At 65.8% G+C, this 12,288-nt stretch carries 16 protein-coding genes; all 16 read right to left on the minus strand.

All coding sequences use genetic code 11. The features are described from left to right. Nucleotides 1–80 precede the first annotated feature (80 nt). The 16 genes from CEK69_RS11180 to CEK69_RS11255 all read right to left on the minus strand — a co-directional run bounded on the left by CEK69_RS11180 (nt 81) and on the right by CEK69_RS11255 (nt 11,947). Complete coding sequence (locus CEK69_RS11180; protein ID WP_152245606.1) at nt 81–2,351, minus strand: helicase-related protein; 2,271 nt, start codon at nt 2,349–2,351, stop codon at nt 81–83. Nucleotides 2,352–2,488: 137 nt separating this feature from the next. After that, a complete protein-coding gene (locus CEK69_RS11185) occupies nt 2,489–2,806 on the minus strand; it encodes a methyltransferase (protein WP_148829111.1) in 318 nt (105 codons plus the stop codon). A 38-nt stretch (nt 2,807–2,844) separates the two neighbouring features. Beyond that, complete coding sequence (locus CEK69_RS11190; RefSeq protein ID WP_152245608.1) at nt 2,845–3,954, minus strand: DUF6094 domain-containing protein; 1,110 nt, start codon at nt 3,952–3,954, stop codon at nt 2,845–2,847. A 74-nt stretch (nt 3,955–4,028) separates the two neighbouring features. Next, a complete protein-coding gene (locus CEK69_RS11195) occupies nt 4,029–4,700 on the minus strand; it encodes a hypothetical protein (RefSeq protein WP_152245610.1) in 672 nt (223 codons plus the stop codon). Nucleotides 4,701–4,776: 76 nt separating this feature from the next. Beyond that, on the minus strand, nt 4,777–5,037 hold the full coding sequence (locus CEK69_RS11200; RefSeq protein ID WP_148829114.1) for a hypothetical protein: 261 nt from the start codon (nt 5,035–5,037) through the stop codon (nt 4,777–4,779). 16 nt (nt 5,038–5,053) lie between these two features. Continuing rightward, nucleotides 5,054–5,461, minus strand: coding sequence for a hypothetical protein (locus CEK69_RS11205; RefSeq protein ID WP_152245612.1), 408 nt, complete (start codon nt 5,459–5,461; stop codon nt 5,054–5,056). Between the two features lie 93 nt (nt 5,462–5,554). Continuing rightward, on the minus strand, nt 5,555–6,268 hold the full coding sequence (locus CEK69_RS11210; protein ID WP_152245614.1) for a DUF3275 family protein: 714 nt from the start codon (nt 6,266–6,268) through the stop codon (nt 5,555–5,557). A 63-nt stretch (nt 6,269–6,331) separates the two neighbouring features. Beyond that, a complete protein-coding gene (locus CEK69_RS11215; protein WP_152245616.1) occupies nt 6,332–7,255 on the minus strand; it encodes a DUF3577 domain-containing protein in 924 nt (307 codons plus the stop codon). Nucleotides 7,256–7,595: 340 nt separating this feature from the next. After that, nucleotides 7,596–7,964 carry a DUF3085 domain-containing protein gene (locus tag CEK69_RS11220; protein WP_152245618.1) on the minus strand — a complete coding sequence of 123 codons (369 nt, stop codon included), beginning with the start codon at nt 7,962–7,964 and terminating at the stop codon, nt 7,596–7,598. Nucleotide 7,965: 1 nt separating this feature from the next. Continuing rightward, nucleotides 7,966–8,652 carry a hypothetical protein gene (locus CEK69_RS11225; protein WP_152245620.1) on the minus strand — a complete coding sequence of 229 codons (687 nt, stop codon included), beginning with the start codon at nt 8,650–8,652 and terminating at the stop codon, nt 7,966–7,968. 385 nt (nt 8,653–9,037) lie between these two features. After that, nucleotides 9,038–9,400 carry a DUF3085 domain-containing protein gene (locus CEK69_RS11230; RefSeq protein ID WP_148829121.1) on the minus strand — a complete coding sequence of 121 codons (363 nt, stop codon included), beginning with the start codon at nt 9,398–9,400 and terminating at the stop codon, nt 9,038–9,040. Between the two features lie 49 nt (nt 9,401–9,449). After that, nucleotides 9,450–10,247 carry a GTPase gene (locus tag CEK69_RS11235; protein WP_148829122.1) on the minus strand — a complete coding sequence of 266 codons (798 nt, stop codon included), beginning with the start codon at nt 10,245–10,247 and terminating at the stop codon, nt 9,450–9,452. A gap of 159 nt (nt 10,248–10,406) precedes the next feature. Continuing rightward, nucleotides 10,407–10,799 carry a hypothetical protein gene (locus CEK69_RS11240; protein WP_152245622.1) on the minus strand — a complete coding sequence of 131 codons (393 nt, stop codon included), beginning with the start codon at nt 10,797–10,799 and terminating at the stop codon, nt 10,407–10,409. A gap of 19 nt (nt 10,800–10,818) precedes the next feature. Beyond that, nucleotides 10,819–11,031, minus strand: a complete 213-nt coding sequence (locus CEK69_RS11245; protein ID WP_148829124.1) for a hypothetical protein — start codon at nt 11,029–11,031, stop codon at nt 10,819–10,821. 339 nt (nt 11,032–11,370) lie between these two features. Further along, a complete protein-coding gene (locus CEK69_RS11250) occupies nt 11,371–11,655 on the minus strand; it encodes a HigA family addiction module antitoxin (protein WP_152245624.1) in 285 nt (94 codons plus the stop codon). A 13-nt stretch (nt 11,656–11,668) separates the two neighbouring features. Beyond that, the gene (locus CEK69_RS11255) at nt 11,669–11,947 is read right to left on the minus strand and encodes a type II toxin-antitoxin system RelE/ParE family toxin (RefSeq protein WP_148829126.1); all 279 of its coding nucleotides are present in this window, start codon (nt 11,945–11,947) and stop codon (nt 11,669–11,671) included. Nucleotides 11,948–12,288 lie beyond the last annotated feature (341 nt).

Raw genomic sequence — 12,288 nt, forward strand, 5'->3', positions numbered from 1 at the left:
AGTAGGGGGAGTTGACCGACACGGTATGGGCGCACAAAAAAATGCGGCTCCCGAGGGAGCCGCCGTGAATTGCCGAACGTTCAGGCCACCAACTGGCGCGCGAGCGCCACTTCCACCGAATCACCGTCCTGGTTCAGCACGTCGAGCCCACTTTCCGGGATGTCTCCCGACGTGCTCTGCGCCACCATGATTTTTTGTGCCATCAACTGCAGGCACGCCATCTGTGATGACGCCGCGTAGCCCAGGAAGATCACCCGGATGTCCTGCTTCTGGCCGATGCGCCAGGACCGGCGCGCCGCCTGCTGCAGCGAATACACGTTGTAGCCGGACTGCATGAAGACGATCGTCGGAAAGTCCAGCAGATCGAGCCCGGTCTTCACCAGCTCCGGGTTGGTGATGAGGACATCGATGCCCCGGTCCACCTGCTCGGCGATCCAGTCCTCGCGGCGGCTGGCATCGACGGTAGCCCGCAGTACCGCGACTTTGAAGCCCTCCAGTTCGAGCAGGCGCTTCAACCGCGAAGTGGTGTCGCGCTTGCCGGTGTACGTCGTATAGACGAGCGTCTTCCGGCCCTGCTCCTTCTCCTGCCGGCAGATCTCGATCAGCTCCTGTTCCTTGGGCATGACCTCCATGTCGTGGAACTGGGACGGAACGAACGCGAGGGTGGCGCGCGTGCGGGGATGCACGACGTTCTCCGCGCGAAAGCACGTGTCCGGCCACGCCAGCAACGTGTTGAGGACCACCCCCAGCAGAGTGGTGTCGCGGCGGGCCAGTGCCTGCCGCAACTCGGTGGTGAGTCGCACGGACAGCGCCGCATAGGCGGCGGCCTGTGGCGGTGTCATCGGCACCTCTCGGAACTCTTCGTCGTACGGCGGGAGCGCATCGCTGCCGATGTCGCGCAGCTTCAGGAAGATCGTGAACGGCACGACGCAGCGCAGCACGCCCTTCGGACCGAAGCCAGGTGCCTTGACTGTGCGCACGCTGACCTTGTTGCCCTTGGCGGTCTTGTGCGCCGTGCCCGCGCTCTCGGAGTAGATGTCCTTGAGGACGCCGTGGTCGCGCATGAACGCCATGGCCGCTGAGGCCATGCTGCCGCTCTTGGAGGGGCGGTAGCCGTCTTCGATCATCCGCCCGGGCAGGGCGCGGAACAGCAGGTAGAACAGGTCATCGCCGTAGCCCCCCATCAGCGTGCCGGTGAGCTCCAGCGACTTGCGGCACTTCGATGCGAGCACACCCATGGCCTGGCCCTGGGCGCTGCCTCCGTTCTTGTACTCGTGCGCCTCGTCGGCGATGAGCAGATCGAACGTGCCGTTCGGCAGGTAGCGTTTGACGAACTCCGAAGGCTGGTAGCCGCCCTCGCCGAAGCCGAACTCCATGTTGGCCATCGCGCGTTCCATGCGCGTGGCCTGGCGGTCGGAGAACACCAGCTCCCCGTCGCCATCCATCAGGTTGATGAACTCATGGATGTTGTCGCCCAGCATCGAGGCCAGGAAGCCATCGCCGAACTTGCGCATCAGCTTCTGGGCCGTGACCTCGCCGATGGTGGGGATGCGCTTGAGCGCCTTCAGCACGGCCGAGGACTGGTCGCTGCCGGACAGGGTGCGAGGACGCATCAGCGTCCACAGGGGGGCGGCGCAGTGGCTGCACTTCCTGCGGTACTCCTCCGCTTCCAGCGCGACCGGGCTGACCGGTTCGCCGTCGAGGTCGGTGATGACCGTGCCGCAGTCCGGGCAGGCGGCCACGTGGCCGTGGCGCGTACGCCGGGCGACGAAGGTGGGCTTCCAGTGGAAGCCCATCCGCATCCGCACCCGGCCCAGCACGAAGAACTCCTGGCCGCCGGGCTGCGCGCCCAGTTGCTCGCGCAGCTTGATGAGCTTGACCAGCGTATCGGGGCCGTTGAGCACCCAGACCTTGGCGCCTGCCACGGTTTCGAGGATTTCGCGGCGCCACTTGTAGACCAGGTGTGGCGGCGACAGGACCAGCGTGCGGCGGTAGCCTTCGGCGTGCAGCACGGCCGCGGTGGCGATACCCACCGTGGTCTTGCCGCAGCCCATCTCGCCGTTGATGAACGCGGCGCGCTCGCCGCGGTCGATCAGCAGCTCGACGGCCGCGTGGACGACTTCCGCCTGGGCGGGGAAGAGGCGGCGCTTGAGGCTCGCGATGACGCGCTCGCGGTGCGCTCTCGGCTTGCCGGCATAGACCGGCGGGTTGGCGCGATTGAGCGATTCGAGGAGCTCGTCGCCGAATTCTGAGACGAACTCGGTGAGGCTCAGGGACAGGGCGGGTTCCGCATCGAGCAGTTCGCCCTGCACGGGCTCCGCATCGGCGGTGGTTTTCAGATCGAGAGACATGGTGATGCTCCAAAGCAATGGGGCATGCACCTCCCCCATGGGGCGATGGCATGCCCCGGGGTGGGAAGAAGACTCGGCTCGTGGCCGAGGGGATCAGAAGCTGCAGGCGCTCGCGGCCTGCGGGAAACGCCTGCAGGTCAGGTCACGGCCCGTTCCTCGGGCAGTTGCACGACGGTCTTGCCGTGGTCCCCGCTGGTGATGACGATCAGCGACAGCCGCGGCGTGATCGGAAACCGCGAGGTCATCGGAGCGCCGCATTCCAGTGCCATGTCGTTGGCCTGTCGCTCGGCTTCGCCCATCTGGCCCCAGTCGCCACGCACATGGCGCTGGACATACGGCAGCGGGTCGATGAGGCCATTGCTCGCGAGCCAACGCACTTGATCGCTCATTTGCAGCGTGCCAGGGATGAACAGCGGTTGCGTGCTCGGCTTGCGCCGCTGGAACAGTGGAAACATGGTGGTTCTCCTTCTGTAGTTGATGAGAACGGCGGGGCTCAGCGGATGGTCAGTACCTCGCCCAGCGTGGGAGAGCCTGGGGTCATGTCCCAGGCCCGGATCACCGGCACGAACCTGTCGGTGAGGATGCGCGTCTCGGCGATCGAGCCGTCTTCGCGTTCTGTGAACTCGCGTTGCAGCGCCTTGTCCTTGTGCGTGTCGCCCTTGACGATCAGCACGCGGCCCGCCTTGGAGCGCACCACGCCCGAGATCGCACCGGCGGCCAGCGCCAGGGCGAGATGCCACGGAGACAAGGCACGCGCTGGCGGGCGCGGCGACTGCTGCGCGGCGCCCAGGTGCGTATCGAGCATCGGCCAGAGGCCGCGCAGCCGGCCGACTTCGTCGGCGAACTGCTCGGGCTCCATGGTCACGCGGAAGAAGTGCTCCGGTGGCGACACACTCGCGGGAACGATGTAAGGCATGAACGGCCATTCGCTGGGCAGTTCATCGGGGATCACCTCGCCGTGCCCGACCTGCAGCAGAAGGGTGCGTGCGGCGGCTGCCGCATCGCCAGCCAGGTCGCGCTGCCGGATGCGCCGGCCGAAGATCACCACCTGCTTGAACTGCGTGTCCACCGCTCGGTAGATCCGCAAGTCGGCATAGTGGCGCGTGAGCCAGCCGACCAGCTCCGCGTCCAGCACGTAGCCCGGAACGATGAAGACGAGCACGCCGCCGTATTGCAGCAGCGGCAGGGTGCGCTGGTAGAACAGCTTTTCGAGGCGGGCGCGGCCCTGGCCCTGGTAGCCGATGTTTCCGTTCACGTCCTTGGCGAGGTCGCCGTAGGGCGGGTTCAGCCACAGCAGCCCGAAAGCCTGCCTGGAGATCATCGTGTCCATCAGGTCGGCGTGCAGGCAGTGATCGACCAGGCCGCGGGCATGGCGTGCCCGCTCCGCGTCGAAATCGACCGCATACGCCTGAGTGCGCTCGCTCCCGAGGGCGCGGCCGACCTCGGCGAGGGCGGCGCCTTCGCCTGCGCAGGGATCGAGGATGCACATCGGCCCGTTGCCGGGTACCAGTGCCTGGAGGGCTCTTTCGAGCGTGGATTCGTCGGTGGGGAAGTACCCGTTCTTGATGAAGTTGCGGGCAAGCCGCGCGAACATGAGCGCCATGGAATGCTCCTTGGGATGGATGAAGGAATGCGGTCGTGCCGGCGGTTTTGCCGCCAGCACGACCGATGCGGAACTCAGGCCACCGCGTCGAGCGACAGCTGTGGCGCCCGTCCGATGGACTGCGGCAGACGCCGCGGCTCGACGCACAGAACTCCGCTGCGGATCAGGCCGCCGAGGGCCTGGGTGAGGACCGGAACGTCGATCGCGAGCCGATGGCCTTCGAGGGGCCCCAGGGCGAAGGGGAGGGGCGCCAGCATGTCCTCGCCCCGCAGCAGATCGAGTACCGGCTCACTCCAGTGGTCAAGCAGCGGCAGCGGGCAGGTATCGCGCACGAGCGACCAGAGACGGTCCAGCGTGCAGTGGCTGTCCTTCGGCAGCACGGCCAGGGCGCTGGCGTTTGCCTTGTCAGGCCTGACGCAGCGCCGGTCGAACAGCCACACGTTGGACAGGGAGCCGAAGAGCGTTCTCCGGTAGGCGCGGGTCATGCGCTTTTCCAGGCGATCCACGTTGCCGACAAACACCGGAACGCTGCCGCCCTCGGTTGTGATGACGTGGAACTGCTGCAGTCCCTGCTCGTCGCGGCCCAGGGTCAGGCGAGCGAGAAACTGCTGGACGGCCGTGTCGCGGGCCCAGATCGAGAGGAAGACGAGACCGCCCTGCTCGTCGCCAACGCACGCGTCGGCCATGACATCGGGGCATTCGTCGATGCGGTAGAGCGGGGAAGATCGGGAATCGGTGGTGGGCATGGTGATGTCCTCGGATAGGCGGGGACAGCACTGCCCGGTGGGGCGAGTGCAGCCCCCTGGGGTGGAGTGATGGCGTTCAGGCTGGCTCGAATCGCCGGCTGTACGGGTTGAAGCGCAGCACGTCGCCGGCTGCGGTGATGGGCGTGAAGCCGTCGAGGTAGATGTTGCCCAGGTACTGCGCGCGATAGGTCAGTGCCTGCCGCGCCTGGTCCTCGGTCAGACCGTTGGCGACGAAGTGCTCCAGGAGCTCTTCATCGGCGGAGGTCTCGTCGTTGGAGAGTTGCCCTTCGACGAAAGCCAGCAACGTCCGAGAGAGCGTTGAAAGAATCGGGTCCATGTCGGTTCCTCCCGGCTCAGGACACCAGAACCGCGACGGATGGCGCGGATGCGGTAGGGGTTCGCCGCCGTGCGTGGTAGGCGCGAACGCCTGCGCGCCAGTCGGCGGACTGCTCCGGCGCGAGGTCCAGATAGGACAGCGGGCACGAGTAGTAGTACGGGTGCATGGACTCGTCCAGCGGCTTGTGGCCCCACTGGCCACCGCTGCGTTCGAGAAGATCGCAGCGGATGTAGCGCAGGGATTGGCCTGCCGCCAGGTCATGATGTACGCCTTCGGCCTTGGCGGTCATTTCGACCACGGACCACAGCACGTTGCCGCGCAGAGCGTGAGCGATGACGTTCACGCTAGCGCGCTCCGTCTCTTTCGGAGCGATCAGTTCGGCGATCAGTTCAGACCGCGATCGGGGGGAGAAATACCAGCCCATGAGGGGCCTCCTGAAGAATGGAGCCGGACGCCTCCCAAAGGAGAGGCGCACCCGGCGGTTGGATGGGAAGCACCGCGGGTGCGGTGCGGGCGATCACGCGGCCTGGGTCACCGCGGAGCGGCTCCAGACCTGTGCCTTGATGTCCAGCACGTAGCCCAGCTCGCCCAGGCGGGCGATCTGCGCACGCAAGGTGCGCCGGTCGATGGTCGAATCGAGCTTCACGCCGTCCTGCAGCGGCCAAAGCAGGCCGAACAGCGCCGCGTCCTCGTTCTCAGGCGCACCCTGCGCCTGGCTGGCTGCGCTGTGTGCGGAAGAGGGCGTCTCCACGCCGAACGGTGTGGTATCGATCAGGGGATCCGCCGATGCCTGCGACATCGCGGCGCCAATGGACGGCGTCGCGGGCTTGGCTGGCGTTGCCGGAGTCGGCTGGCGTGCGGCGGAAGCAGTGCCCTGTTCTTCATCGAGGGGATCGACGTCCTGCGTGGCAAAGCTGCGCGCCTCGTCACGGCTCAGCTTGTCGATGCCGTGGAGCGTCATGCCGTCCAAGTTGGCGCGAATCTCGAACCGCATGCCGTCGCCAACGGGATAGGACTTGGGAAAGATGTAGCGGATGACGAACTCTCCGTCGTAGCGTCCCTCGGGGTACTGTTCCAGTTCCGCATCCTTGACCGCGAAAACGCCCAGGTGCGTGGTGAGCCGTCCGACGGTGAACGGACCATTGCGGCCGCGAATCGTGCGCAGCGTCAGCTGGCCCGGAACGATGATGGGCGAGGGCGCCGGGCGCTCGCCGGGTGTGGTGGTGTCCATGGTGATGTCCTTGCGTTCGCTCGGGAGAAGATGGGCGGGGCCCCGTGCGGGGCCCTGCCGGAGTCAGAACGACTCGATCGCTTCCGGCTCTCGTTCCTGCTCCTCGCTCACGGGCTCGCGTTCGGCGGGCTCGGGGGCTTGGACGGATGTCGAGTCGGAGGCGCCCTCGGCTTGGGACGCGGAGGCGTCCTCGGCCGGCGGCGCGTCGGGAGCCGGCGCGGCCAGCGGATAGACCTTCTGCCCATCGATCTTGATGAGCCCGATGTGGACCAGGTTGGCCTCCAGGGAAGCGGCGGCCTCACCGGCGCGTTCCCCCTTGGTGCGGAGGTACGCATCGATCTTCATGTCGTTCAGGAGGAACGAGATGAGCACCTTGCGTTCGGCCTCCACGGCCTGCACGCAACGCCGTACCAGGTGGGCTGCGGATTCCGTCTTCACCTTCGCCTCGATGTACCGGTACTCGGGCTCGTCGGTCGGCCCGGCCAGCGCCGCGATGCAGCAGGCGAGGAACGGATCTCCGTCCTTCGGACGGACGTCCTCGGGCCTGTTGAGATAGCCAATGCCGCGGGTGATGAGCTCGTGTGTTTCGATGCGCATGAACTCGCCGCGATCGACCAGATCGGCCTTCAGCAGACGGCCCTTGAGGCCCGCCGCCGCTTCGCCCTTGCGCTCCCCTTCAGTGCGGATGAACGGATCGGGCCAGAGGTCGCCGATGCGGAAGCGGACCAGAGGCCGCTTCCGGCGGTCGTCCACGCACATGTAGCTTTCGACCAGTTCCTTGGCCTTGGCGCCGGAGACCTTCAGATCGAAGGTGCGGTAGATCGGGTCCCTTGCGCGACCGATCAACGCGTCGATCTTGCATGCGAGGAAGGGCTGCGCGCGGCGACCGCCGCGAACCGGAACCTCGCGGACGTTCTTCAAGTACCCGATGCCCGAGGTGTGGAGATCGAAGTAGGACTTCGCGTTGGATGACGATGAGGTAGTCATGGTGGTGCTCCATTGGATGAAGCGGAGACACACCGACCCCATCGTGCGGGGAGAGGTGCGTAACCCCGCGGTGGGTTGAACAGGCGGATGCATCGCCACCGGAAACCGGTGGCCGTTCGCGCGATGGATGCGATGCGAACTGGTTCGGTCACGCAGCCTGGCGGCTGCGCGCAACCTCGATGACCGAGGGTTGCCTGGCATGTCGCCAACTTCTGTCGGCAGGCATGCGCGGAGCGTCCTGCGTTCCGCCTCGCACTGCCAGCCAGAACCCGTACCGCTGTGCGACCGCATTGAGCAAAAAAAAGCCCCCGTATGGCGGGGGCTGGGGACCAGATGAGGCTCAGTGGTGAAACAGCGTGCCTGCCGGGACAGGTCGTACCGTCAGCGGGCTGGGCTCCGCCGACAACTCCAGATCGAAATTGCCGTACAGGATGCATGCAAATACGACATTTCGGGGGTCGAACGCCCTGCAGACGGGGGCGGTGCCCAGTGTGTCGCAGGCCCGCCCCCACCAGTGCTCGAAAGCATTCACCCGCGGGTCGCAGCCAAGCGCGTACGCGATCGGAGTGAGGTATCCGCGAGAGTGCGGCGGACTGCATGCGGCATGCCAGTACACGCCGTCACCCCGCTGCAGGACGACCGGGCAGCGCTCCCGGATGGCTTCGGCGAGGACTGGGCGCAGCTCGACGCCTCGGAAGCGAAGAGGCATGTCATTCCTCTCCCCGGTCAACGAGGTCTTCCATCAACTTCCAGATGGCGGCGCGCTGCACCTGATCGCGCTGGACCGCGTCTCGGATGCCGGCTAGTAGCCGCAGCGCTTCGCGCGCAACGATGATCCCTGCGCTGGCGAAGTCTTTGCTCGACAGGGCGCTGCGGATCAGAGGGCCTAGTTGCAGTGCGTCGCTGGACGCACTGTCCAATGCGAACTCGCGGCTCATGTAGTGGCCCGCGCCACCGAACTCGAACAGACGAAGCTTGTCGAACCGGCAGCTGCCTTCGAAGCGGATCTCACGAAGGTGGTGCCCGTCATCGAAGCACGTGGCGAGCAGGAACAGGTCCTTCAGATCGGCGGCGTCCCCGAAGTCGTCCCGCTGGATCATGGAATCCAGCGCCGTGTTGCGGTCGGCGCAGAAGTGGTCGCTGAGCACCTGCAGCACCTCACCGATCGGCGTGAGGGTGTCCGGTGATGGGATGAGGGCGAGCGACCTTGCCAGGTCGGTCAGCGTCTCGCGCAGATCGTCCCAGCTGGGGGAACTGTCGGACCGGAGGGCGATGTACGCCTCGCCGTTGCCGGGATAATCGGCATCCACCCGGAACTCGCTGAACAGCGCACGGATGACCGGAGTAACTTGGTTGAGAACGAGGACACCGGTGGCCTCGTAGTAGTTGTTCGCCATAGCGTGGCTCCTGGAAAGATCGCGGAGCCAGCCCCTGCGGACATGGCTATCCGCGAGGTGGACTGGAATCGGGGCACACCGGCCCGTCGAGCGGGAAAAGGTGCAAAGCCCCGCGCTGGGTTGAGTGGAAAGATGCATGCGCCCCCGAGGAATCGGAGGCCGTTCGCGAAGTGATGCGAAGCGAACTGGTCCGGCCACGCAGCGGGCGCTACGCGCAACCTCGAAGACCGGGGGTTGCCGGGCATGTCGCCGACATCTGTCGGCAGGCATGCACGGAGCGTCCTGCGGATCGCGTCGGCGAGCCAGCCTCAACGCGATCGACCAGCAGCCGCATTGCCGCAAAGAAAAAGCCCCCGCTTGGCGGGGGGTGGGAGGCAGAGCGAACTCAGTGCGTGCCTTCGGAGAGAACGGCCAGCATCGTGAGCTGCTCGGGTGTGGCAGACAGTTCGAGGTCATACCCGCCGGCCAGAACCTTTGCGAACACACCATCGTCCGGGTCGATGTGCTCAGCGAAGTCGTCGCCGCCTAGTTCAACATTCGCCGTGTGCCACCAGTCATCGAACGGGTCGGTGTTCGGATTGCAGCCCACCGCGTACGCGATCAGCTTCTGGCGGCCATCGCTGGTGCGAGCACCGCGCGCGGCGAGCCAGTACACGCCGTGGTCCTTCACCAAGACGATCTTGCAGCGTTGAGCGGCGGCTTCCGCGAGCACGAGGCGCAGATCGGCGCCCTTGAAACGAAGAGACATGATGTTCTTCTGAAAAGCGAATTTGAAAAGCTAACGTTGATCCGATGCTTCACGCCGATGAGCACGTCCTCGCTGGCAGCGGTGTGACGCGGATGCGACGCCAACTGCCATCGTCGAGGCGCGATTCCAGTACGCTTCCGAGCTCTTCGAAGTACACGTCTTCGACACGGTCAATGGGCTGGCCCACGGGAAGAAACTCGATCACGTAGGCGTCTGCGCCGCGGTCGTACAGGATGCGCAGGCCGCCATCGAACTTCGCCGCCGAGACCGTGAAGGTGATGGTCGGAGGCGTCTTGCAGATGTCCGACGGCTTCGGGTCCACCCAACTGAAAACCTTGGCACCTGCATCGACGAGCATGTGCGTGATGCGGCGGAAGCCGTCAGGCGCCGGAAGCTCCTCCAGTTGTTCGATCAGTGCGGCGAGCTCGGGGCATTGTGGTTTCGGGATGGGCAGCCTGGCGTGGGCGATGCCGAGCACCATCGTTTCCGAGACGAACTCGGTGCCGTCCGCCGTCCGTTCCGTCCGCCGCTCCGGTGTATCCGCACGTAGGCCGTCGAACCGGCGCCTTGCGTACGGCTCGACCAGCACATTGGCGCCCTCGTCGGGGTCCTTGGTGACCAGCGACCGGTCCAGTACGGCGAACTCGGCGCGGCCCGTCTTAACGACGATGGCCTCGGCCGTCTTGGCGACGACCTTGCCTTCGAATGGTGTGGGATCGAAGGTGATGCCGAGGGAAGAGGGCCTCGGCACGCCGTCGAGGATGCAGTAGGTGAACCTGCGCACGTTCGAGGGGATATGTGACCGCACCAGGGCGGGCATCTGGGCGCGAAGAATGGTGGGATCCATGGAAAGCTCCTTGATGAAGCACAAGGGGCTTCCCTCAAGGGAAAGGCTCCCTTGTGGGTGGACAGAAAAACGGGCGCACAGGGCGCCCGGTGAGGAAGGCGAGGACCGCACGGCGAGCCGTGGAGGTGCCTCGTGGCCAGGACCCTGGCCGGCGTGGACTTACCAGCCCACGTAGTTCAGCAGCAGATCGGCGATGACCTGTCTGCTTTGCAGATCGAGTCCCCCGAAATCGGCGAGGCCCTCGAACCGGCATTGGCGCAGCATGGCTGCACCTTCGCGAGCGTTGTAGAAGCTCACCATGGCGGAAAGAAACATCCGCTGGCCGCTGCTCAGCACGCGCAGTGCTTCGCCGATGGCGAGCAGGTTCGGCCTCAGCTCCCACTTAGTCGTGGCGTTTTGCAAGCCTTCGCGCGTGCCGTCGCCGAACCAACCCGGACCGGCAATCTCGACACCGCGCTTCCAGGCTTGGAAGAACGCTTCAGGTGCAGCAGCGAAGTGGATCTGTTCGCGCACGAACAGATCGGCCACTTCAGGGGGAAGAGTCAGGTTCATGATGGAATCCTTCACTGGATCAGGGGTTGGGCAACTGGGACCATCCACCGCGCTCCAGAGCGCGCTGGGCTGCTTTTTCGCTGCGGAAGTACTCGCTTGATTCACGGGATACGGGACCGTCGAGGTCGCGCGTGCCGATGTAATGGCCGGCGGCGCTGTGCAGCACCTCCAGGGGCAGCAACTTGCCGGCGTAGTGCAGGGCCAGGTGGCCGACGACAGATGGCGTTGGCATGGGCAGATCCTTATGGATGCGCGAGGCGCCACGGCCCAGTGCGGGCAGAGGCTCCCGCAGGACGTGGATGAAAGTGCATCGACGCCACGAGGGCGCTCGTCCGCGGACCGATGCGAAGCGGACTGGTGGATCGCGCGGGATGTGTCCCGCGGCAGCCCAGAGATCCAGGCTGCTGGCATGGCGCTGACGGCGTCAGCTACACATGCGTCCAGCATCCCGCCCCGATGCCAGGCGGTGGTCCGCCAATCCGATGCGGCCGCAGACCGTATTGCGGGCAAAAAAAAGCCCCGCATCGGAATGCGGGGCTTGGGGTGGGTGGGTAGAACTTGCGGAGAGAAACTAGGCCGGTTGCAACCGCGCGATGTGGGGGTGCTCGCGGTGTTCGGCCTGCCATAGGTCGTAGGCCGCCTGTTCGGCCAGGTATTGACGGGCGCTGCCCAGGCCCGCCAGTTCGAGCCGGTGGGCGAGGTCCGCGCTGATGGCCGCCCGGCCGTTCAGCACCGTGGAGAGCTGCCCGCGGGAATAGCAGATGTGCCGGGCCAGGGCCGACACCGACAGACGGGCTGCGGGAAGCACGTCTTCGCGCAACGCTTCACCCGGATGGGGAGGATTGTGCATAGCCACGAAGGCCTCCTGCTCAGTGATAGTCAAGGTAATCGACCAACTCCACGTCGGAGCTGTCGAAGCGAAAAATCACGCGCCAGTTACCGGAGACGCTGACCGACCAGTGGCCGGCGAGCTTCCCCTTCAAGGGATGCAGCCGGTTGCCGGGACGATCCATGTCGGACGGGATTCTGGCGACGTCTAGGGAGGCTAGGAGGCGCCGCAGGCGGGCGACGTGATCGGCGCGAACGCCGGACGCATCTCCTCGCTGGTGCAGTGCCCGAAGTCCCTTGTGCCGGAAGGACCGGATCACGACGGACGAAGTGTAAGGTGATGCCTTACACCCTGCAAGGGTTGCAGTTCGAGGGGCATGGGTGGTTCTCCTGTGAAGAAGGCTTTCCTGTGAACACTTGCGGAATGGACGGATCGGGTCGATTGGCCCGGCTGAGATGGGGCATCGACGCTGCCAGAGCGCCTGTCCGCGGACCGATGCGAGGCGGACTGGTGGATCGCGCGGGACGAATCCCGCTGCAGCCCTGAGATCCAGGCTGCTGGCATGGCGCTGACGGCGTCAGCTACACAGGCGTCCAGCATCCCGCCCTGATGCCGGGCAGTGGTCGTCCAATCCGATGCGGCCCTGTACCGCATTCCGGG

Origin of the sequence: Xanthomonas sp. LMG 12462 (assembly GCF_009192885.1) — a bacterium.
Classification (GTDB): domain Bacteria; phylum Pseudomonadota; class Gammaproteobacteria; order Xanthomonadales; family Xanthomonadaceae; genus Xanthomonas_A; species Xanthomonas_A sontii.

What these genes read in the sequence shown, in the direction of transcription:
- CEK69_RS11225 (WP_152245620.1), bottom strand. Translation starts at nt 8,652, where the DNA reads ATGGCGAACAACTACTACGAGGCCACCGGTGTCCTCGTTCTCAACCAA.
- CEK69_RS11190 (WP_152245608.1), bottom strand. Translation starts at nt 3,954, where the DNA reads ATGGCGCTCATGTTCGCGCGGCTTGCCCGCAACTTCATCAAGAACGGG.
- CEK69_RS11230 (WP_148829121.1), bottom strand. Translation starts at nt 9,400, where the DNA reads ATGTCTCTTCGTTTCAAGGGCGCCGATCTGCGCCTCGTGCTCGCGGAA.
- CEK69_RS11245 (WP_148829124.1), bottom strand. Translation starts at nt 11,031, where the DNA reads ATGCCAACGCCATCTGTCGTCGGCCACCTGGCCCTGCACTACGCCGGC.
- CEK69_RS11180 (WP_152245606.1), bottom strand. Translation starts at nt 2,351, where the DNA reads ATGTCTCTCGATCTGAAAACCACCGCCGATGCGGAGCCCGTGCAGGGC.
- CEK69_RS11220 (WP_152245618.1), bottom strand. Translation starts at nt 7,964, where the DNA reads ATGCCTCTTCGCTTCCGAGGCGTCGAGCTGCGCCCAGTCCTCGCCGAA.
- CEK69_RS11215 (WP_152245616.1), bottom strand. Translation starts at nt 7,255, where the DNA reads ATGACTACCTCATCGTCATCCAACGCGAAGTCCTACTTCGATCTCCAC.
- CEK69_RS11235 (WP_148829122.1), bottom strand. Translation starts at nt 10,247, where the DNA reads ATGGATCCCACCATTCTTCGCGCCCAGATGCCCGCCCTGGTGCGGTCA.
- CEK69_RS11205 (WP_152245612.1), bottom strand. Translation starts at nt 5,461, where the DNA reads ATGGGCTGGTATTTCTCCCCCCGATCGCGGTCTGAACTGATCGCCGAA.
- CEK69_RS11210 (WP_152245614.1), bottom strand. Translation starts at nt 6,268, where the DNA reads ATGGACACCACCACACCCGGCGAGCGCCCGGCGCCCTCGCCCATCATC.
- CEK69_RS11195 (WP_152245610.1), bottom strand. Translation starts at nt 4,700, where the DNA reads ATGCCCACCACCGATTCCCGATCTTCCCCGCTCTACCGCATCGACGAA.
- CEK69_RS11200 (WP_148829114.1), bottom strand. Translation starts at nt 5,037, where the DNA reads ATGGACCCGATTCTTTCAACGCTCTCTCGGACGTTGCTGGCTTTCGTC.
- CEK69_RS11185 (WP_148829111.1), bottom strand. Translation starts at nt 2,806, where the DNA reads ATGTTTCCACTGTTCCAGCGGCGCAAGCCGAGCACGCAACCGCTGTTC.
- CEK69_RS11240 (WP_152245622.1), bottom strand. Translation starts at nt 10,799, where the DNA reads ATGAACCTGACTCTTCCCCCTGAAGTGGCCGATCTGTTCGTGCGCGAA.